The organism is Achromobacter sp. 1011791174 (assembly GCF_059760925.1).
The window spans coordinates 1-19,075 of the sequence record NZ_JCBANH010000030.1 but is presented as its reverse complement, the minus strand read 5'-3'; the positions used below and the strand labels follow the sequence as shown (position 1 = coordinate 19,075).

14 protein-coding genes are annotated in these 19,075 nt (G+C 66.3%); 10 read left to right on the top strand and 4 right to left on the bottom strand.

The genetic code is table 11. The features are described 5' to 3' along the window. Positions 1-79 precede the first annotated feature (79 nt). Positions 80-1,096 carry a 1-aminocyclopropane-1-carboxylate deaminase gene (locus AC6LJ5_RS13050; protein WP_498140687.1) on the bottom strand — a complete coding sequence of 339 codons (1,017 nt, stop codon included), beginning with the start codon at positions 1,094-1,096 and terminating at the stop codon, positions 80-82. Between the two features lie 194 nt (positions 1,097-1,290). On the opposite strand from AC6LJ5_RS13050, the gene AC6LJ5_RS13045 reads away from it, so the two are divergent. From AC6LJ5_RS13045 to AC6LJ5_RS13010, 8 genes are all read left to right on the top strand, one after another. Further along, the gene (locus AC6LJ5_RS13045; RefSeq protein ID WP_498140686.1) at positions 1,291-1,761 is read left to right on the top strand and encodes an Lrp/AsnC family transcriptional regulator; all 471 of its coding nucleotides are present in this window, start codon (positions 1,291-1,293) and stop codon (positions 1,759-1,761) included. Between the two features lie 346 nt (positions 1,762-2,107). Beyond that, positions 2,108-4,975 carry a 2-oxoglutarate dehydrogenase E1 component gene (locus AC6LJ5_RS13040; RefSeq protein ID WP_103273228.1) on the top strand — a complete coding sequence of 956 codons (2,868 nt, stop codon included), beginning with the start codon at positions 2,108-2,110 and terminating at the stop codon, positions 4,973-4,975. Positions 4,976-5,063: 88 nt separating this feature from the next. Then, positions 5,064-6,053, top strand: coding sequence for a 2-oxoglutarate dehydrogenase complex dihydrolipoyllysine-residue succinyltransferase (gene odhB, locus AC6LJ5_RS13035; RefSeq protein WP_498140685.1), 990 nt, complete (start codon positions 5,064-5,066; stop codon positions 6,051-6,053). A 115-nt stretch (positions 6,054-6,168) separates the two neighbouring features. After that, positions 6,169-7,596 carry a dihydrolipoyl dehydrogenase gene (gene lpdA, locus AC6LJ5_RS13030; RefSeq protein ID WP_103273230.1) on the top strand — a complete coding sequence of 476 codons (1,428 nt, stop codon included), beginning with the start codon at positions 6,169-6,171 and terminating at the stop codon, positions 7,594-7,596. Between the two features lie 112 nt (positions 7,597-7,708). After that, complete coding sequence (gene zapE / locus AC6LJ5_RS13025; protein WP_498140684.1) at positions 7,709-8,800, top strand: cell division protein ZapE; 1,092 nt, start codon at positions 7,709-7,711, stop codon at positions 8,798-8,800. Between the two features lie 228 nt (positions 8,801-9,028). Next, positions 9,029-9,310, top strand: a complete 282-nt coding sequence (locus tag AC6LJ5_RS13020) for a DUF3649 domain-containing protein (protein ID WP_103273232.1) — start codon at positions 9,029-9,031, stop codon at positions 9,308-9,310. Next, positions 9,307-10,911 carry a PepSY-associated TM helix domain-containing protein gene (locus tag AC6LJ5_RS13015; protein ID WP_498140683.1) on the top strand — a complete coding sequence of 535 codons (1,605 nt, stop codon included), beginning with the start codon at positions 9,307-9,309 and terminating at the stop codon, positions 10,909-10,911. Before AC6LJ5_RS13020 ends, AC6LJ5_RS13015 begins: the two co-directional genes overlap by 4 nt. A 16-nt stretch (positions 10,912-10,927) precedes the next feature. Then, positions 10,928-11,251, top strand: a complete 324-nt coding sequence (locus tag AC6LJ5_RS13010; RefSeq protein WP_103273234.1) for a DUF3325 domain-containing protein — start codon at positions 10,928-10,930, stop codon at positions 11,249-11,251. A gap of 16 nt (positions 11,252-11,267) precedes the next feature. Here AC6LJ5_RS13010 and AC6LJ5_RS13005 read toward each other — a convergent pair whose 3' ends face one another. Both AC6LJ5_RS13005 and AC6LJ5_RS13000 read right to left on the bottom strand, forming a co-directional pair. Beyond that, the gene (locus tag AC6LJ5_RS13005; protein ID WP_103273235.1) at positions 11,268-11,789 is read right to left on the bottom strand and encodes a DinB family protein; all 522 of its coding nucleotides are present in this window, start codon (positions 11,787-11,789) and stop codon (positions 11,268-11,270) included. A gap of 29 nt (positions 11,790-11,818) precedes the next feature. Continuing rightward, positions 11,819-13,063: a citrate synthase/methylcitrate synthase gene (locus tag AC6LJ5_RS13000; protein WP_498140682.1), complete on the bottom strand. Its 1,245-nt coding sequence runs from the start codon at positions 13,061-13,063 to the stop codon at positions 11,819-11,821. Between AC6LJ5_RS13000 and AC6LJ5_RS12995 the strand changes: the two genes are divergently transcribed. Beyond that, positions 13,014-14,237, top strand: coding sequence for a citrate synthase family protein (locus AC6LJ5_RS12995; protein ID WP_392411685.1), 1,224 nt, complete (start codon positions 13,014-13,016; stop codon positions 14,235-14,237). The genes AC6LJ5_RS13000 and AC6LJ5_RS12995 overlap by 50 nt on opposite strands. 84 nt (positions 14,238-14,321) lie before the next feature. Further along, the gene (locus AC6LJ5_RS12990) at positions 14,322-15,653 is read left to right on the top strand and encodes a tryptophan--tRNA ligase (protein ID WP_392411683.1); all 1,332 of its coding nucleotides are present in this window, start codon (positions 14,322-14,324) and stop codon (positions 15,651-15,653) included. Between the two features lie 117 nt (positions 15,654-15,770). Here the strand turns inward: AC6LJ5_RS12990 and AC6LJ5_RS12985 are convergent, their stop codons facing one another. Then, positions 15,771-18,833: a two-partner secretion domain-containing protein gene (locus AC6LJ5_RS12985; RefSeq protein ID WP_498140681.1), complete on the bottom strand. Its 3,063-nt coding sequence runs from the start codon at positions 18,831-18,833 to the stop codon at positions 15,771-15,773. Positions 18,834-19,075 lie beyond the last annotated feature (242 nt).

The following is a 19,075-nucleotide window of genomic DNA, read 5'->3' as shown; positions in this document are numbered from 1 at the left end:
TGAATGCATGGGTTGCACCGCCGAGCCTGCTCAGCGCAGGTCGCCGCAAGGCCAGCCCAGCGCGCCGTAGCCGCCGGGCTCAGCCGTTGCGGTAGAGAAAGCTGTAGGCGTTGATCGCCGGCACCCCCCCGAGATGTGCGTACAGCACCCGCGAGCCGGCGGGAAATTCGCCGCGCCGGACCTTGTCCACCATGCCCTGCATGGATTTGCCCTCGTAGACCGGGTCCGTCATCATGCCCTCCAGCCGCGCGCACAGGCGGATGGCCTCGTTGGTCTCGGCCGAGGGCAGGCCGTAGGCCGGATAGGCGTAGCGCGTGTCCAGGGTCACGTCGGCGTCCTCGATGGCGCGGCCCAACCCGACCATGTCGGCGGTGCGGCGCGCGATGCGCAGGATCTGCACCCGCGTCTGGTCCGGCGTGGCCGAGGCGTCGATGCCGATCACGCGGTCGGCGCGACCGTCGTCGGCGAAGCCCACCACCATGCCGGCCTGCGTGCTGCCGGTGACTGCGCAGACCACGATGTAGTCGAACTTGAAGCCCAGCCCGGCTTCCTGGCGCCGCACTTCCTCGGCGAAGCCCACATAGCCCAGTCCGCCCAGTTCATGGTCCGACGCGCCGGCCGGAATGGCGTAGGGCTTGCCGCCACGGCGGCGCACGTCCTCCAGCGCCTCTTCCCAGCTGCGCCGGAAGCCGATGTCGAAGCCCTGGTCCACCAGCCGCACGTCGGCGCCCATCAGCCGGCTCATCATGATGTTGCCGACCCGGTCGTAGACGGCGTCCGAATAGTCCACCCAGTTTTCCTGCACCAGCACGCACTTCAGGCCCAGCTTGGCCGCCACCGCCGCGACCATGCGCGTGTGGTTGGACTGGATGCCGCCGATGGTGACGAGTGTGTCGCAGCCTTGTTCCAGCGCTTGCGGGATCAGGTATTCCAGCTTGCGCAGCTTGTTGCCGCCGAAGGCCAGGCCGCTATTGCAGTCCTCGCGCTTGGCGTAGAGCTCGACCTTGCCGCCCAGGTGGGCCGACAGCCGGTCCAGCCGTTCGATGGGCGTGTCGCCGAAGGTCAGGCGGTGGCGGGGGAAGCGTTGCAGGTCCATGGAAGCTCCTTTGGCGTTTTCGAGCCGGGCCGGAAGCGGCCGTGGCTGAAAAAATCATAGGAATCATGGGGTTATGTGGTCAATTGCGTATTTTTGTGATTTATTGATGTTTCATTTAGGTTGATGGACTTGATAGTCCTTTGAATTTATAAAAACGATGACTCATCAAAATTAAATTTAAAGGGACGGATAAGATGGCCACCCTCTCCAGCCTGGACCGGATCGACCGCCAGATCCTGCGGGTGCTGCAAAAGGACGCGCAGATCACCAACCTGGATTTGAGCGCGCGGGTGAATCTCAGCCCGGCGGCCTGCCTGCGGCGGGTGGAAAAGCTGCGCGCCGAGGGCGTGATCCGCAAGACGGTGGCGCTGCTGGAGCCGGCCGCGGCGGACATGGCCACGCTGGTGATCGTGGGCGTGGTGCTGGACCGTTCCACGCCGGAGGCTTTCACCGACTTCGAGGAGGCCGCGCGCGGCATCAGCGGCTGCCTGGAGTGTCATCTGGTGGCGGGGGAGTTCGACTACTTCCTGATGCTGCGCATCCGCGACCTGGAGCGCTTCAACAAGCTGCACGCGGGCGAGATCATCAAGCTGCCCGGGGTACGGCAGATCCGCACCTTCTTCGTATTGAAGGAGATCATGTCGACCACCGAATTGCCGCTCTGAGCGCGCCTGATCCGACGCAAAAGCGCAACACTGCGCTGCTGCGAGGTCTTTCATGACGCGCCGCCGCATTTTTCGCAGACGGCATTTTGAATGCGCGTAGACGGCTCGATAGAAGGGGTTGCCAGGACATTCCCGCAGGCCGGGAAACGGCGATGGACGGCCGTTTTGCGTCACGCAATCGCAGCAAGACGCCCATAAACTCAAAGGGTTATACTCTTAATCCATACGGCTTTTAAGGGCTTGTACGCGCCTTCTGCCCCTGCTATCCGCTAACCGGGAAGCCCGTGTCGCGGAAGGTTTTTTCCTGCATCGTGTCGAGTGAAGCACTCGTAAAGGTGAAGCGATTATGTCTTCGGAAATAGAATCCCTATCCACGTCTTATCTGTTTGGGGGGAACGCCCCCTACGTTGAGGAGCTTTACGAAGCCTACCTCGACAACCCCGGTTCGGTGCCGGACAACTGGCGCGAATACTTCGACCAGCTGCAGCACGCTCCCGCCACCGACGGCCAGGAATCCACCCGCGACCAGGCCCACGCTCCCATCGTCGAATCGTTCGCCCAGCGCGCCAAGGCCAATGCCTTCGTGCAACGCGCCGCCGAACCCGACCTGAGCGTCGCCAGCAAGCAAGTCTCGGTGCAGTCCCTGATCGCCGCCTACCGTTCGCTGGGTTCGCGCTGGGCCGACCTCGATCCGCTCAAGCGCCAGGAACGTCCGCCGATCCCCGAGCTCGATCCCGCCTTCTACGGCCTGACCGAAGCCGACCTGGACCAGACCTACTCGGCCACCAACACCTACTTCACGACCGCCAGCACCATGACGCTGCGCGACATCCTGAAGGCGCTGCGCGACACGTACTGCCGCAGCATCGGTGCCGAATTCACGCATATCTCCGACCCCGCCGCCAAGCGCTGGATCCAGGAACGCCTGGAAACCACGCTGGGCGCGCCGACCTACACGGTCGAGGAAAAGCGCCACATCCTGCAGCAGCTGACCGAGTCCGAAGGCCTCGAGCGCTTCCTGCACACCAAGTACGTCGGCCAGAAGCGCTTCTCGCTGGAAGGCGGCGAGAGCTTCATCGCCTCGATGGACGAAGTGGTGAACCACGCCGGTGAGAACGGCGTGCAGGAAATCGTGGTCGGCATGGCCCACCGCGGCCGCCTGAACCTGCTCGTGAACATCATGGGCAAGATGCCCGGCGACCTGTTCGCCGAGTTCGAAGGCAAGCACGCCGAAGGCCTGACCGACGGCGACGTGAAGTACCACAACGGCTTCTCGAGCGACCTGTCCACCCGTGGCGGTCCGGTGCACCTGTCGCTGGCGTTCAACCCGTCCCACCTGGAAATCGTCAACCCCGTGGTCGAAGGCAGCGCGCGCGCTCGCCAGGAACGCCGCGGCGACGCCGAAGGCAAGCAGGTGCTGCCGGTGCTGGTGCACGGCGACGCGGCCTTCGCCGGCCAGGGCGTGGTCATGGAAACCCTGAACCTGGCCCAGACCCGCGGCTACGGCACGGGCGGCACGCTGCACATCGTCATCAACAACCAGATCGGCTTCACCACGTCCGACCCGCGCGACTCGCGTTCGACGCTGTATTGCACCGACGTGGTCAAGATGATCGAAGCCCCGGTGTTCCACGTCAACGGCGACGATCCCGAAGCCGTGGTGTTCGTCACCAAGCTGGCGCTGGACTACCGCCTGCAGTTCCGCCACGACGTCGTGGTCGACATCGTCTGCTTCCGCAAGCTGGGCCACAACGAGCAGGACACCCCCTCGCTGACGCAGCCGCTGATGTACAAGCGCATCGGCCATCACCCCGGCACGCGCAAGCTGTACGCCGACAAGCTGACCACGCAGGGCGTGCTGGCCGAAGGCGAAGCCGACCAACTGGTCAAGGACTACCGCCAGCTGATGGAAGACGGTCAGCGCACCATCGAGCCGGTGCTGACCGACTACAAGAGCAAGTACGCCATCGACTGGTCGCCCTTCCTGGGCGCCAAGTGGACCGACCAGGCCGACACCGCCGTGCCGCTGGCTGAACTGAAGCGCATCGGCGAGCGCATCACCACGGTGCCGGAAGGCTTCACCGTGCACCCGCTGGTCGCCAAGCTGCTGAACGACCGTCGCACCATGGCCAAGGGCGAGATGAACCTGGACTGGGGCATGGGCGAGCACCTCGCCTTCGCGACCCTGGTGTCCTCGGGCTACGCCATCCGCATCACCGGCCAGGACTCGGGCCGTGGCACGTTCACGCACCGCCACGCCGTGCTGCACGACCAGAACCGCGAGCGCTGGAACGACGGCACCTACATCCCGCTGCAGAATGTCTCGGAAGGCCAGGCGCCCTTCACCGTGATCGACTCCGTGCTGTCCGAAGAGGCGGTGCTGGGCTTTGAATACGGCTACTCCAGCGCCGAGCCCAACACGCTGACCATCTGGGAAGGCCAGTTCGGCGACTTCGTCAACGGCGCCCAGGTCGTGATCGACCAGTTCATCAGCTCCGGCGAAGCCAAGTGGGGCCGCCAGTCGGGTCTGACCCTGATGCTGCCGCACGGCTACGAAGGCCAGGGCCCCGAGCACTCGTCGGGCCGCATCGAGCGCTTCCTGCAGCTGTGCGCCGACAACAACATGCAAGTGGTTCAGCCGACCTCGGCCTCGCAGATCTTCCACGTTCTGCGTCGCCAGATGATCCGCCCGTTCCGTAAGCCGCTGGTGCTGTTCACGCCCAAGTCGCTGCTGCGCAACAAGGACGCCGGCTCGCCGCTGACCGATCTGGCCGGCGGCAGCTTCCGCCCCGTGATCGGCGAAGTGGACGACACGATCGACGCCGCCAAGGTCAAGCGCGTGCTGGCCTGCTCGGGCAAGGTCTACTACGACCTGGTCAACGCCCGCCGCGAGCGTGGCGCCGACAACGTCGCCATCGTCCGTGTCGAGCAGCTGTATCCGTTCGCTCACAAGGCCTTCGAAGCCGAACTGCGCAAGTACCCCAAGGCCACGGAAGTGATCTGGGTGCAGGACGAGCCGCAGAACCAGGGCCCGTGGTTCTACATCCAGCATCACGTGTACGAGAACATGACCGAAGGCCAGAAGCTGGGCTACGCCGGTCGTGCCGCGTCGGCTTCGCCGGCCGTCGGCTACCTGGCCAAGCACCAGGAACAGCAGAAGGCCCTGATCGAGACCGCCTTCGCGCCCAAGTTCAAGGTCATGCTGACGAAGTAAGCACCAAAGCGCGCGGCGGCGCGCCGGAATCAGAACCGGCGCCCGCCACGCGGCGAGCACAGAACACAAACTCAACGGAATACATCAAATGGCTATCACCGACGTCGTCGTCCCCCAACTTTCCGAATCCGTTTCCGAAGCGACCCTGCTGACCTGGAAGAAGCAGCCCGGCGCGGCCGTCGAAGCGGACGAAATCCTCATCGAAGTCGAAACCGACAAGGTCGTGCTGGAAGTGCCGGCCCCCGCTTCGGGCGTGCTGGCTGAAATCGTCAAGGGCGATGGCAGCACCGTGACCTCGGGCGAGCTGCTGGCCCGCATCGACACCGCCGGCAAGGCCGCCGCCGCTCCGGTCGCGCCCCCGACGCTGTCGCTGGACGGCCGTCCGGAACAGCGCGTGCCGATGAGCCGCCTGCGCGCCCGCATCGCCGAGCGCCTGCTGCAGTCGCAGCAGGAAAACGCGATCCTGACCACGTTCAACGAAGTGAACATGCAGGCCGTCATCGACCTGCGCAACAAGTACAAGGACAAGTTCGAGAAGGAACACGGCATCAAGCTGGGCTTCATGTCGTTCTTCGTCAAGGCCGCCGTGGCCGCCCTGAAGAAGTTCCCGCTGATCAACGCCTCGATCGACGGCAAGGACATCATCTATCACGGCTACTTCGACATCGGCATCGCCGTGGGCAGCCCGCGCGGCCTGGTGGTGCCGATCCTGCGCAACGCCGACCAGCTGTCGATCGCCGACATCGAGAAGGCCATCGCCGACTTCGGCCGCCGCGCCGCCGACGGCAAGCTGGGCATCGAAGAGATGACCGGCGGCACGTTCTCGATCTCCAACGGCGGCGTGTTCGGCTCGATGCTGTCCACCCCCATCATCAACCCGCCGCAATCGGCCATCCTGGGCGTGCACGCCACCAAGGAGCGCCCCGTGGTTGAAAACGGCCAGATCGTCATCCGTCCGATGAACTACCTGGCCCTGTCCTACGACCACCGCATCATCGACGGCCGCGAAGCCGTGCTGGGCCTGGTCGCCATGAAGGACGCGCTGGAAGATCCGCAGCGCCTGCTGCTGGACCTGTAATTCCAGCTTTCCCGTCCCGGCGCGCGGCGGCCCCGCCACGCGCGCCCGGGCCGGCGTCATGCCGGCCTGACGCGGACGGTGCGCGTTCCCCTTCATTTCCCATCGCGAGAACACTATGTCCAAACAATTCGACGTCGTCGTCATCGGCGCGGGCCCCGGCGGCTACATCGCCGCCATCCGCGCCGCCCAGCTCGGCATGTCGGTGGCTTGCATCGACGCCTGGCAGAACGGCCAGGGCGGCCCGGCTCCCGGCGGCACCTGCACCAACGTGGGCTGCATCCCGTCCAAGGCGCTGCTGCAATCGTCCGAGCACTACGAGCAGGCCAACCACCACTTCGCCGAGCACGGCATCGAAGTCAAGGGCGTGAGCCTGAAGCTCGACACGCTGATCGGTCGCAAGAACTCGGTGGTCAAGCAAAACAACGACGGCATCCTGTACCTGTTCAAGAAGAACAAGGTCACCTTCTTCCATGGCAAGGGCGCGTTCGCCGGCCAGGTCGAAGGCGGCTGGGCGATCAAGGTCACCGGCACCACCGAGGAAGACCTGGTGGCCAAGCACGTGGTCGTGGCGACCGGTTCGTCGGCGCGCGAGCTGCCCGGCCTGCCGTTCGACGAGAAGGTCGTGCTGTCCAACGACGGCGCGCTGAACATCGGCGCCGTGCCGAAGACGCTGGGCGTGATCGGCGCCGGCGTGATCGGCCTGGAAATGGGCAGCGTGTGGCGCCGCCTGGGTTCCGAAGTCACCATCCTGGAAGCGATGCCGGAATTCCTGGCCGCCGCTGACGGACAAGTGGCCAAGGAAGCCTTGAAGGCCTTCACCAAGCAGGGCCTGAACATCCAGATGGGCGTCAAGATCGGCGAAATCAAGGCGACCGCCAAGTCCGTGACCGTGCCCTACGTCGACGCCAAGGGCGCCGAGCAGAAGCTGGTGGTCGACAAGCTGATCGTCTCGATCGGCCGCGTGCCCTACACCGGCGGCCTGAACGCCGACGCCGTGGGCCTGAAGCTCGACGAGCGCGGCTTCGTCGCCGTGGACGGCGACTGCAAGACCAACCTGCCCAACGTCTGGGCGGTGGGCGACGTGGTGCGCGGCCCGATGCTGGCCCACAAGGCCGAGGAAGAGGGCGTGGCGGTTGCCGAGCGCATCGCCGGCCAGCACGGCCACGTCAACTTCGACACCGTGCCGTGGGTCATCTACACCTCGCCGGAAATCGCCTGGGTCGGCAAGACCGAGCAGCAGCTCAAGAAGGAAGGCCGCGAGTACAAGGCTGGCAGCTTCCCCTTCCTGGCCAACGGCCGCGCCCGCGCGCTGGGCGACACCACCGGCTTCGCCAAGGTGATCGCCGACGCCAAGACCGACGAGGTCCTGGGCGTGCACATCGTCGGCCCGATGGCCTCGGAGCTGATCTCGGAAGCCGTGACCATCATGGAATTCCGCGGCGCCGCCGAAGACATCGCCCGCATCTGCCACGCGCACCCGACCCTGTCGGAAGCCGTGAAGGAAGCCGCGCTGGCGGTGGACAAGCGCGCCTTGAACTTCTGATGCGCGGGCTCCGGTCCGTTCGGGGCCTGGCCCCGGCGGATCGGCGCCATGGTTGCCTGGGGGCGGGTTCGCGGATCCGCCCTTTTTTCATCCTGCCAGCCTGTTTCCCCACATGAACGTCAGCGAATACTACGAACACGCCCTGGCCGAGCGCGGCTATCAGCCCGACGAGGCCCAGAAGAAGGCGATCGACCGCCTGCAGCGCTACTACGACGAATGGGTCAAGTTCAAGGCGATGCGCTCGAACGCGCTGAAGAAGCTGCTGAACCGGCCGGACGTGCCGCGCGGCGTCTATCTGTGGGGCGGGGTGGGGCGTGGCAAGAGCTTCCTGATGGACGCCTTCTACGCCACCGTGCCGGTGGTGCGCAAGACGCGCCTGCACTTCCATGAGTTCATGCGCGGCGTGCACCGCGAGCTGGAAGAGGTCAAGGGCATGCAGGATCCGCTGGACGAAGTGGCCCGGCGCGTGGCCAAGCGCTATCGCCTGATCTGCTTCGACGAGTTCCACGTGTCAGACGTGGCCGACGCGATGATCCTGCACCGGCTGCTGCTCAAGCTGTTCGAGCACGGCACGTCCTTCGTGATGACGTCGAACTACGAACCATCGACCTTGTATCCCGAAGGGTTGCACCGCGACCGCGTGCTGCCGGCCATCGAGCTGATCCAGGCGCGCATGGACATCATGAACGTGGACGCCGGCGTCGACTATCGCCGCCGTTCGCTGGAGCAGGTGCAGTGCTATCACACGCCGCTGGACGAGCGCGCGCAGGCGGCGCTGCAGGAAGCGTTCAATCAGCTGGCCGACACGCCGCCGCAGGAACCGCTGCTGCATATCGAGCACCGTGAGATCCGCGCGCTCCGGCTGGCCGGCTCGGTGGTGTGGTTCGACTTCGCCACGTTGTGCGGCGGCCCCCGCTCGCAGAACGACTACCTGGAGCTGGCCAACCGCTTCCACGCCGTGATCCTGTCCGGCGTGCCGCGCATGGGGCCGCGCCAAGCCTCCGAGGCGCGCCGCTTCACCTGGCTGATCGACGTGTTCTACGACCATCGCGTCAAGCTCATAATGTCGGCCGAGTGCGAGCCGGAAGAGATCTACACCGAGGGCGCGCTGGCCAACGAGTTCCACCGCACCGTGTCGCGCATCCTGGAGATGCAGTCGCGCGAGTACCTGGAATCCGAGCGCCGGCTCACCGTGACGCTGTAGCGGCGCCACCGCGTCGGCAAGGCGCGGGGAGGGTGGCAAGAATCGGCGGCCGCACGGCCGCCTTTTTTGTTTCTCATATCGTAGTGAGAATAGTTATAATTTATAACTTCTATCCGCTTGAAAGGCGGATTCCGGCTTGGCCGCGGGCAAGCCCGATGGCCCGGCCCGCTCCGTATCCAACCTGACATTTCCGCTATTCCTGTGAAAGCTCCCGCCGCCGGCGCAGCCATGCTGCCCTATCAACTGGCCGTGGCCTCGCGCGCCATCGCCGCCATCCTGGGCTGCTACGGCCTGGCTTCCGCCGCTGCCGCCTGCCTGGCCGTCTGGCTGCCGCTGGCGCGGGCCGACGCCGTGGTGACGGCGCAGATGCTGTCCTTCGTGTTCTACGCCTGCGGCGTGATCTGGGTCTTCGCGACCCGCAACGCCTGGCGCGCCTGGGGCGGCATCCTGATCCCCACGGCCGCGCTGAGCCTGCTGTATCTGGCGGGCCGCGTCGCGGTGCCGGCATGAAGCCGGCGGACGCCAAGCAGCAGGGCCAGGAGGGCTTGCGCCAGGCCATGTCCTGGCTGCACACCTGGTCGGGGCTGATCTTCGGCTGGGCGCTGTTCGCGATGTTCCTGACCGGCACGCTGGCATTCTTCCGGCCGGAGATCACGCGTTGGATGCAGCCCGAGATCCAGGTCCGGCCCGCGCCCGCGCAACAGGCCGTGGCCACGGCCCAGCGCTATCTCAGCGAGCACGCGGTCGACGCCAAGCGCTGGTTCATCACGCCGCCGACGGACCGCGAGCCGCTGATCCTGCTGCTTTACCAGACGCCCAAGCCCAAGCCGGGCGAGCGCGGCTTCGTGCGGGTCAAGCTCGATCCGCAGACCGGCCAGGCCGTGACGGCGCGCGAGACGCGCGGCGGCGACTTCTTCTACCGCTTCCACTTCGAGCTGGAGATCGGCTTTCCCTGGGGACGCTGGCTGGCCAGCATCGCGGGCATGTTCATGCTGGTGGCCATCATCAGCGGCGTCATCACGCACAAGAAGATCTTTGCCGATTTCTTCACCTTTCGTCCGAAGAAGGGCGGACAGCGCGCCTGGATGGACGGCCACAACGCGCTGTCCGTGCTGGGTCTGCCATTCCACCTGATGATCACGTTCAGCGGGCTGGTGCTGTTCATGGGCATGTTGATGCCGGCGGGCATCCTGGCTGTCTATGACGATGCGCGCCAGTTCAGCGACGAGGTCTTCGCCTCGTTCAAGGTCACGCCGCCGCGCGGCACGCCCGCGCCCCTGACCGATCTCGCGCCCTTGGTGGCGCAGGCCGAGAGCCACTGGCAGGGCAACGTGGGGCGCGTCACCGTCAACAACCCCGGCGATGCCGGCGCCACCGTGACGCTGACGCGCAACGCGGCCGACGGCGTGTCCTATGGCCGCCTGTCTCCCTACATGCGCTTTGATGGCGTGACCGGCCAGATGCAGGAGAACCTGGACGAACTCAGTCCCACCGTGCGCACGGCGGGCGTGATCACCGGCCTGCACCTGGGACTGTTCGCCGCGCCCGTGCTGCGCTGGTTCTATTTCCTGGTGAGCCTGGCCGGCACCGGGATGGTCGGCACCGGCCTGGTGCTGTGGATCGCCAAGCGTCGCCAGAAGGCCCGGCCGGGCGCGCGCGAAGCCTTCTCGCTGCGCCTGGTGGACGGCTTGAACGCCGGCACGGTGGCCGGCCTGTTCATCGCCGTCGCCGCCTTCTTCTGGGCCAACCGCCTGCTGCCGCCCGACCTGCCGGGACGCCAGCTCTGGGAAGTGCGCGCTTTTTTCTCGGCCTGGGGCCTGTCGCTGGTCTACGCTTTCCTGTTCCAACGCCGCAAATGGCTGGACCTGCTGGCCGTCGCCGCCGCGTCGCTGGCGCTGGTGCCGGTGATCAATGCGTTGACCACCCAGCGCCATCTGGCGGTCTCGCTGCCGGCCGGCGACTGGGTGATGGCCGGATTCGACCTGACCTGCCTGGCCGGTGCGTTGCTGCTGGCCTGGATGGCCCGCAAGGCGGCCCGCGCCCGCAAGGCGCCGGCCGGCCGTCCGGCGGCCCGGCCCGCGCCGTCCCCTCAATCTTCCCCAGCCGCTTGAGAATCGAGGAGCAACCATGACGCTTGCCGCCTTCTGCCTGGCCTATGCGGGTTTCTCCGCCCTGTGCCTGGGCATGGACCGTCATTACGAAGACGTGTTCGACCGCGAACTGCCGCGACGCCATCGTCTGTCGCTGCGGCTGTTCGGCTGGATCGCGCTGGCGCTGTCCTTGTGGGCCTCGGCGGAGGTCTGGGGCTGGAGCTACGGCACGGTCGAATGGATCGGCATCCTCAGCATCGCCGGCCTGCTGCTGATCTGGTTCCTGACCTTCCGTCCGCGCGCGGCCCTGACCGCCGGCGGCCTGTGCGCGCTGGCCGCGCCCGTGCTCGCCGTGGTCTGACGCGCCGCCGGTCTGCTCAGGCCGGAGCGGCCAGTTTCATCTGCCGTTGATAGAACAGCAGATCGAGCTCGGGAGCCTGCCCGGAAACGCGCGTCAGCATGGCGTGCGCCTGCCCGCGGTGGTGCGTCTGGTGATTGAACCAGTGGGCGAGGGCGGATCCGACGTGCTGCCGCAGTTGCTCCGGCGTCGAGGTCCGCCGGTACGAAATGACGGTATCCATGGCGGACTCGGGCAAGGCCAGGACATAGCGGGCGATCTCCTCGTCCTCACGTTCTCGCGCGGCTTTCAACGCCGGGAAGTCCTCGAGAAGGATCTGGTCCAGGCGATAACCCGGATCCGGCAGGCCACAGAGGCGATGCCGCCAGATCCGGTCCGTCACGAGCAGGTGATTGAGCGTGCCCTCGATGGACTTGAAGTAGGCGCCGCAATCCTGGCGGTATTGTTGGGCTTCGAGCCCGCCGACCGCGTTGTACAGGATCCGGTTCGCCCAAGCGTTGTACCGCGCGAGGACATCGAAATGCGCCTTGAGTGTCGCCATGTGCACGCTCCCGTCACCGGCCGGCGGGCTCAGTCGCCGACGGCCGTCGCTTCATCCGCAATCGCTTCGGGCAAGGGCCCGACATAGCGAGATTGCGGCCGGATCAATCTTCCTGTCAATGCCTGTTCCCGCGCATGGGCGATCCATCCCGAGACGCGTCCCATGGCGAAGATGCAGGTGAAGACCTCGCGATCGAAACCCAGGGCGTCCAGCAGCAAGGCCGTATAGAACTCGACGTTCGTCTCCAGCGCGCGATCAGGCTTGTGGCGGCGCAGCGTATCCAGCGCGATCCGTTCGATCGTCTGCGCCAGTTCGGCGCGCTGGCCGGGCACATGATGGCCCTGCAGCAGCGGCTGCAATGCGGCCTTCAGCGCATCGGCGCGCGGGTCCCGGACCCGGTAGATGCGATGGCCGAATCCCATCAGCCTGTCGCCGCGCGCCAGCGCCGCATCCAGCCACGTCGACGCCTTGTCCGCCGTGCCGATGGCATCCAGCATGTCCAGCACCGGACCCGGCGCGCCGCCGTGCAGCGGGCCCTTCAATGCGCTGATCGCGGCCAGGACCGACGATGTCAGTCCGGCCCGGGTCGAGGCCACGACCCGGCTCGCGAACGTGGACGCGTTCAGGCCATGGTCGGCCACCGTCACCAGGTACGCATCCAGCGCATGTACATGGGCGGCCTCGGCGGGCAGTCCCGACATGCGCAGGATGTCGGCGGCGTGTCCCAGGCCAGCGTCCGGCTGAATCGGGGCCTGGCCTTGCCGCAGCCGGATCAGGCCGGCGGTGAAGACCGCCGGCGCGGCCACCAGATGCAGCGCGGTGACCGGGTCATTGCCATCCTGGATCCTGGCGACCAGCGCGCGCATCGCGTCGATGGGTTCCAGCGCGAGCAAGGCCGCGTCGGCCGAACCCAGGTGCTGGAACACCGCGACCCGGGCGGCGCCCAGCGCCGATTGCCAGTGCTGCGGGGGCGCGGGCTCATCCAGGAACTGCTCGAACAGCATCGCCATCACGCCTTCATAGGTCTCGCGTGCTGCCAGATCATCGAGCGAGCGCCCGCGGATGATCAGTTTTCCACGATTGCCATCCACCTCGGACAAGACGGTTTCCGCCGCGATCACTTCGTCCAAACCTATCGCCATCACATGCTCCTTGTTGATGGGATCATGTTCATCTGCAATAGTATTGACGTCAATCTTGATTAATTTGATCAATATAAATTCCATGACCTGGATCACCGCCCATGAAGCCGTCGAGCTGACGGGCGTGCGCATGCAGACCCTGTATGCCTACGTCAGCCGAGGCAAAATCCGCAGCAGGCAGGACGGCGCCGATTCCCGCCGCAGCCTGTATCACCGTGACGACGTGGTCCGCATGGCGGGACGCCAGCGCGGGCAACGCAATGCCGCCACGGTGGCCAGCGGCGCCATGGAATGGGGTGATCCGGTCATGCCGTCCGCCATCTCGACGGTGCGGGATGGCCGCCTGTGGTACCGGGGCGCCGATGCCGTTGAACTGGCCCGCGCGAGTCAGTTGGAAGATATCGCGGCCGTCTTGTGGGAGACCGGCGATGCAAGCGTGGATCTTGCCGCCGTGCCGGCCGGCGCGGCGCCGCCTCCTGGCGAAGCCGGGGCCATACAGCCGGGCATCGTGGCGATGGCGGGACGCTGTGTCGCCGACCTGCCCACGCAGGGCCGGTCCCTGGGCGCGCTCAGGGCGGAAGCCCGCGGCGTCCTGGCAACGCTTGTCGTCTCGATGTTCGGATCCCAGGCGCTGCTCGCGGGCGGCAGCATCAGCCAGCAGCTGGCGGCTGCCTGGAAACGACCGCGCGCGGAACCCGCCATCCGGCAGGCGCTGTGTCTGCTGGCGGACCACGAGCTCAATGCCTCGACCTTCGCCACGCGCGTGACGATCTCGACGGGCGCCAGCCTGTCCGCCGGCATCCTGTCGGGTTTGGCGACCTTGACGGGGCCGCTGCATGGCCGGGCGGCGATGAGTCTGAAACCGCTGATCGATGCGATGGCGCATGCCGATGCCGAATCCCTGGTGCGAGAGCGCCTGCATATGGGCTTGGGCTTTCCCGCCTTCGGGCACCCCTTGTATCCCGCCGGAGATCCGCGCGCCGCCGCGCTGCTGGAAAGCCTGGCCCTGCCAAGCGCCTATGCCGACCTGGCCCGGCAGGTCGAGCGCCTGGCGGGCGAGCGGCCGAACATCGATTTCGGACTGGCGGCGCTGAGCGCCGTGCACCGTCTGCCCTCGCATGCCCCGCTGGCGCTCTTCGCCATCGGACGTTGCGTGGGCTGGCTCGCCCATGCGCTGGAGCAGGCCGGGTCAGGGCAGATGATCCGGCCGCGCGCGCGCTACGTCGGCGTTTCCCCGCCTGTCGCGCCGCCCGTCGCATCGGCGACCCGGAACGTCGCCAGGCGGCACCGGAAAGGCGGGGCCTGACCGCGCCAGCGGGGCTGGCAATCCAGGGACGCAACGCCGACACGTTACACTTGGACCCTCCTCCAGCAACCGCAGCCTCATCTCATGAACACCCGCGTCCTTACCGGCATCACCACCTCCGGCACCCCCCATCTCGGCAACTACGCCGGCGCGATCCGCCCGGCCGTCGTCACCAGCACCCAGCCCGGCGTGGACGCGTTCTTCTTCATGGCCGACTATCACGCGCTGATCAAGTGCGACGATCCGGCGCGGGTGGCGCGATCGCGGCTGGAAATCGCCGCCACCTGGCTGGCGGTGGGCCTGGACCCTGAGCGCGTCACGTTCTATCGACAGTCCGACATTCCCGAGATCCCTGAGCTGTGCTGGGTGCTGAACTGCGTCACGGCCAAGGGCCTGATGAACCGCGCCCACGCCTACAAGGCCTCGGTGGACCAGAACGAGGCCAAGGGCGTGGAGCCGGACGACGGCGTGACCATGGGCCTGTTTTCCTATCCCGTGCTGATGGCCGCCGACATCCTGATGTTCAACGCGCACAAGGTGCCGGTGGGCCGCGACCAGATTCAGCACCTGGAAATGGCGCGCGATATCGCGCAACGCTTCAACCATCAGTACGGTCGCGACTATTTCACGCTGCCCGAGGTGACCATCGAGGAAGAAGTCGCCACGCTGCCGGGCCTGGACGGTCGCAAGATGTCCAAGAGCTACAACAACACCATTCCGCTGTTCGAAGGCGGCGCGCAGGCGCTGCGCGCCTCGGTGATGCGCATCGTGACCGATTCGCGCGCGCCGGGCGAACCCAAGGACGCCGAGAATTCGCACCTGTTCACGATCTACCGCGCTTTCGCGACGCCGGCTCAGTCCGCCGCGTTCCGCAAGCAGCTGGAAGAGGGCATGGGCTGGGGCGATGCCAAGCAGTTCCTGCTGGACCATCTGGAACAGCTGCTGGCGCCGATGCGCGAAAAGTACTTCGACCTGATGGCCAACCCCGGTCGCATCGAAGAAGTGTTGCAGGCCGGCGCGGCGAAGGCGCGCAAGCTGGCCACGCCGTTCATGGCCGAACTGCGCGAGGCCGTGGGCCTGCGCAATCTGAGCGTCGCCGTGTCGCAGGATAAGGCGGCCGGCAAGAAGGCCAAGGGCAAGGGCGCCCGCTTCGTCAGCTTCCGCGACGACGGTGGTTTCCGCTTCCGACTGTTGGCGGCCGATGGCGCCGAGGTGCTGCTGTCGCGTCCTTTTGTCGATCCCAAGGAAGCCGGCCAGTACATGCGGCGACTGCAGGAAGCCTCGCCGGACGAGCTGCTGCAGGCCGGGCGCGTGACGGTGGACGGAAACGAAATCGCTGTTGCGCCGGCGGACCAGGACGCGTCCGAATGGACGGCGCGGTTGCGCGAGGCCCTGCTGTCCCTGCCGCGCGATTGAACGCGGGTGGAAAAAAATGAAGGCCGGTGCGCTGTGAGGCGTACCGGCCTTTTTACCTTCCATGCAGGGTGGCAAGGCCCCGGGGCCGCCTGGGGCAGGGCCTTGCCTGGGTGGTGATTAGTAGGCGGCCACGATGCGCCCGATCGACGGTCGAGCGCTATCCTGCGCCGAGTTTTGCTGCTGCGTCCACCAGCTGTAATTGTGGTCGTCACCGATCAAGCTGCCATGCCAACCGTTCGGCCGGTTGATTTGCACCGATGTGGTCGAGTCCGCGATCCAGCCGAAGTTGGTCCCGATCAGGCCGCCGGTCGCCGAGCCGCCGGTGATGGATCCGGAGGCCTGGGTGTTGTAGACGTTACCGACGTTGACGCCCACGATGCCGCCCGCCGACGCGCCGGGGGGCGCCTGGATGTCGACCTTGGCGACGGAGTACGCGATGTATCCCGACGTCAGCACGCCGGCGATGCCGCCCAGCGCGCCGGCGCCGGAGTACGCCGGCGACGACGACAGCACGCCCTTGACGTTCAGATTCTGCAGTCGCGCGTCTTCGGCATTGCCCACAATGCCGCCGATCTGTGCGCCGGATCCGCCGCGCAGGTCGACGGTGGCGTTGACGTCGGACAGGTTGCTATCGACGATCTGGCCGGCGATGCCGCCAATCTTCGCGTTGACGCCGCCCTGTACCGTGGCGTTCACCTGCACTCGCTGCACGTTGGCCGACACGTTGCTGCCTATCAGTCCGCCGAGCGTTGCGGCCGTGAGGTCCCTGACCTGACCCTCGTAGCGCGCGTCCTCGATCGTGCCGCCCATGTAGGCAGTGCCCTTGTTTTCGCCGATCAAGCCGCCGATGGCGGCGCTGCGGTAGCCATTCACGTCGCCCCGCGCTTCCACGTTCGACAGCATGCCGTTGATGTTGACGCCAATCAGCCCGCCCACCTTGCTTTTGATACCGGCCGACGATACCGAGACGGTGCTGGTGGCGTTGCTGATGTAGCCGGATCTGTAGGCGCCCGTCCTGTCCAGCGTATTCAGGCCGACCAGCCCGCCCACGCTGGCATTGGCATACTGCACCGAGATCGTGCCGCTGCTGCGCACGTCGCGCAGTTCGGCGCCAAGGTTGCGGCCGACCAGGCCGCCGACGGCGGTGCCGTTCGCCGGGTTGTCATAACTTCCACCGGCGATGTACGCGTGCGCCGCGCTGTTGCTGATCTGCTTGGCGCGCGGCGTGTCCTGCACCAGGCCGACCAGTCCGCCGATCGCGGTGCTGCCGGCGTTGCCCAGCACGTTGCCGCTGAAGGACGAGTTGCTGATATCGCCCCAGAAGTAGTTGCCTACCAGCCCGCCGACGACATGCGGATTGCGGCTGCCCATCACCGAGCTGTTGGTGGCATGGACGTTGTCGATATTGCCGGAGTTGAAGCCGGCCAGCACGCCCAGCTGCGTGGCCCAGGGGCTTTGCATGCCGTTGACCGTGGCGCGGTCCAGCGTCATGTTGCGGACCGTGCCGCTGACGCGGCCGAACATGCCAAGCGCTTGTCCGTTGCCGTAGATGCTCAGGTCGGTAATGGTATGGCCCAGGCCGTCGAAAACGCCGCTGAACTCCCGCTGGCCGCCGGCCAGCGCCGTGAAGTAGCCCTGGCCTGCGATATCGCTGCCCAGCACGTAATGGCCGCTCAAATTGGCGTCGATGGCCTTCAGTTGGGCCAGCGTGTGCACCACTTTGTAGTCCTGGCCATTGGCGCTGAACGCGGCGTTCGCCCCGGACAGCGTCACGGCGGCGCCGCGGCCGATCCGATGGCCATTGCCGGAGTTCAGCGCCAGCGCGGCGTTCCGGCCGGTCAGGGTGATGTTCTTGTCGATCAGCACGTTGCTGCCGCCCAGCGTCAGCCGGGCGTTGTTGCCTTGAGCGGTGATGGCGCCGCCGATCTTGACATCGCCCGAGGACAGCAGGTTCAGGGCATTGTCGTGCTGCCACGCGAGGGTGTTCTCGACCGCCAGGCTGTTGTCGCCGATGAGCGATACCTGGTTCTGCGCCAGCAGATTGGTCAGCTGCGCGGCGGACAACAGCGTATCGCTGGACCCGTCCGGCGTCATCCGCAGGGTATCGCTCACGCGCACGCGCGAGCCCCTCAGTTCCAGCATGCCGGTTTCCTTGCCGGCGCCGGCCTGGGCGGATGCCTTCATCGACTGAGCAAGCTCCAGCTTGGAGCCGTGGACCATGATCATGCCGCCATCGGCCGCGTTCTTCACGCCGCTGGCATCCAGCTTGCCGCTGACACTTACGGCGTGATTGAAGCCCTGCAGCATGATTCGGCCGGACCTGTCGCCCTGCAGGGACACCGCCTCGATCGTGCCTTCGTTGTTGACCACGGTGCGCAGCAGCGCATTGGTGGCGTTCGCTTGCAACCAGACGTCGCCGCCCGCCGCCTGGATCAGGCCGCCGTTGTGTGCCAGCGCGTCCACCGCGCCCTTGTCGATTTGCAGGTACATCAAGCTGCCTTTGTCGAGATGCAGGCGGATGTTCCCGCCGGCGCCCAGCGCGACGCTGCCCTCGGTGGCCTGGATCGTGCCGGTGTTGCCGACCTGCGCGCCCAGTAGCGCCACAGTGCCGCCGGCGGCGGCCTGGATGGAACCCGCGTTGCCGACCTGAGCGGCCGAGTCGCCAGCGAACACGTAGCGGCCCGCCTTGAAGTCCTCGTTGCTGATGTTCAGGGTCGAAGCCACCAGGCTGCCCACGTTGACTTGCGCGCCCTGGCCGAACAGCACGCCGTTCGGGTTCACCAGGAAGACCTGGCCGTTGGCGTCGATGCGGCCCAGGATGCTGCTGCCCTCATTGCCAATGACGCGGTTCAGCGCGATCGCGTTCTGGTCGGGCTGGCGGAACGTGACGCCTTCCTGGGCGCCGACGTTGAAGCTCTCCCAGTTGGTGATCAGCTTGTGGCTCTGCTGGTCCACGATCATCTGCTGGCCTTCGGACTGGATCGTGCCCTTGCCGTCGACCACCGCTCCGCCCGTCGGCAGGGCATGGGCCAGTCCGGCGAAGGCGAGCCCGATCAGCGAGGCGCCTGCCGTCATCAGCACGCGGCCGCGTCCCGCCTTGCCACGGCGGCGTGTCAGTTCGCTGGCGACCTGCCAGCACCCCTGGGTAGCGTTCCAGACCAGCGCGTAACTTTTGTTCATAGCGAACGTCCTTTGTCGATTGATTCTGCTGCTCCCCAGCAGATGGGCCCCGCGATGCGAATGTCGAACTTTGCAAGCTAGGGGTTGTAGGCGCTTTCGGACGGGCGGAAACGTGCATGGTGCAAAAACGCAGTTCTTCTATTTCTCAATCAAATTTCTTCTATCAAGAATTGGAGAAAATATGAGTGACGCGCCGGCTTTCAGCGATTGGACGCGCCCTTGTCACGCAGTCGAGGTCGGCC